This is a genomic window from Ferroplasma sp. Type II (genome assembly GCF_000496155.1).
This window is the reverse complement of the sequence record NZ_KI542825.1, coordinates 2,354-4,355: the sequence shown is the minus strand read 5'-3', so window position 1 is coordinate 4,355 and position 2,002 is coordinate 2,354. Positions and strand designations below refer to the sequence as shown.

2 protein-coding genes are annotated in these 2,002 nt (G+C 38.7%); both read left to right on the top strand.

The window, feature by feature from the left end; genetic code table 11:
* Positions 1 to 690: hypothetical protein (locus AMDU4_RS13215; RefSeq protein WP_021788434.1), on the top strand; the 690-nt coding region annotated here is incomplete at its 5' end.
* Positions 677 to 1,642 (top strand): precorrin-6y C5,15-methyltransferase (decarboxylating) subunit CbiE, encoded by a 966-nt coding sequence (gene cbiE / locus AMDU4_RS13210; RefSeq protein ID WP_021788433.1) that lies wholly within the window; start codon positions 677 to 679, stop codon positions 1,640 to 1,642. The genes AMDU4_RS13215 and cbiE, both read left to right, overlap by 14 nt.
* The last annotated feature ends 360 nt before the right edge of the window (positions 1,643 to 2,002 follow it).

Sequence of the window (2,002 nt, the reverse complement as noted above, 5' to 3'; positions counted from 1 at the left end):
AATTATCAGAAAACTTTTACCGGAAAACTGGGAAGTATAAACTATACTTACAATGAATCCCCATCACTTATAGTAATCGGAGACGTTGTGCCATATCATGAAATATTCTGCCAGTCTGAAAACAGAAAATATTCCGGTAAAATCATAACAATATTTTATGATCTTTACCCTCCAGACACTGGATATCTGGAGAGTATGGGATTCACTGTATTCAAAATTAGGTCCGCTGACGTGTTTCCTGGAGACGTTTCAACAACAGCTCTTTATGGCAAAAATATCGCATGTGATGGCCGTTTTGCCAGTATATTGATGGATATATTCAAGTCCAGCGGCTTTGATCTGAGATGGTTAGGCAAAATCGCAACCGATTCCACTGGAAAAATCTTGCTACAAAAATATGGCATCTTTGATGTCTGTGATATATCCAGAGCAGACAGCAGTTATATAAAAATTGGATTTACAAACCAGGGTGAAGTCCAGGCGGCCAAATTGAGGCCTGTAGAGATGGGCAGTTACATGGAGGATTATATTTCAAAATCAGATCTTATAATAATTGGAAGCCAGTCAGATAATTTGCCTGATGGTATCCACATTCCTGATAAAACAGGTATAATAAGGGTAAAGTATCCCTATAAAAACTTAAATAGTGTGGTCATGTCTTATTTTGGTGGGAAAAATGAAGAGAATTAACATTGTGGGAATCTTTCCGGGAAGGCCCATAAATCCAGAAGCCCAGAAATGCATAAGAGAAAGCCAGGTAATATTTTCCGGAAAAAGAAACAGGGAACTCATTCCTGAAACCAATGCACAGCTATTAGGTATTGGAACCCTGAAGGAATTCTCAGTTGAATTGGCGAATGCCTTTACGGAGGGAAAAATTATAACGGTAATAGCGTCTGGAGACCCTATTTTCTTTGGAATAGGGAAATATATAACTGAACATTATGATGTAAGTGAAATTTCTATTGTTCCTGAAGTAAGTTCCCTTCAGGTAGCCCTCTCAAGGATCGGGGTGGATGCAAATAACATACGTACCATCAGCCTCCACGGGAGGCCTGTCAAGGGACTAGCACAGAAGATCAGGAATAATGTTAAAATTGCTCTGTTCACCGATTCCAACAACACTCCCTCAAATATAGCAGAATATATGAAAATTTTCGGGCTGAAGGATTACACCATATATATTTTTGAGAGGCTCGGGTACAGCGATGAAAAAATAGGAAAATATGCGTTAGATGAAGTAATAGGAAGAAAATTTGACGCGTTAAACATAATGGTTCTGAAGAAGAATGGGAATAATAACACTCAATTGCCGGATGACAATGCATTTTTACGGAAAAACGACAATATTACTAAAAGGGAAATCCGTGAAATCTCTATTTCAGAACTTGAACTGAAAAATGGAGACACACTATGGGATATAGGCTCAGGGTCAGGTTCTGTAGCAATATATGCATCCCTTATGGACGTTGACGGAAAGGTTTATGCAATTGAAAAAGAGAAAGTTCTATGTGGTTTTATAGAGGAAAATATGATTAAATTTTCCACAGATATAAATATAATAAATGGAAATGCTCCGGAAGCTCTGGAAAGCCTGCCGGATCCAGATGCAATATTTATCGGGGGTCATCCGGCAACATAAAAAAAATTTTTGAATATTCATATGGGAGAATCAGGAAGGGGGCAGGATAGTGGCAAATATTGCAACTCTTGGAAAATTTTCAGGCACTCATGGCATATCTGAGGGAAAATAAATTGCACTGTGAGGTGATCCAGGCCAATATATCAAGGCTTGATTCAATATCTATGTACACTAGATTTGTTCCCCTTGATCAAATTTATATCATAAAGGTGAGGAAAAGTCAACTACCCCCAGCTCACGCAGGGGGCTTGTTCCGTGAGGGACAACACAAGAGTTGATTAGGGGGCTTTAAAAACATGGAGAANAACATGAAAGAAAGGCAGAAGTTAGATAGGAGAGATACATACACACCTGCGGATG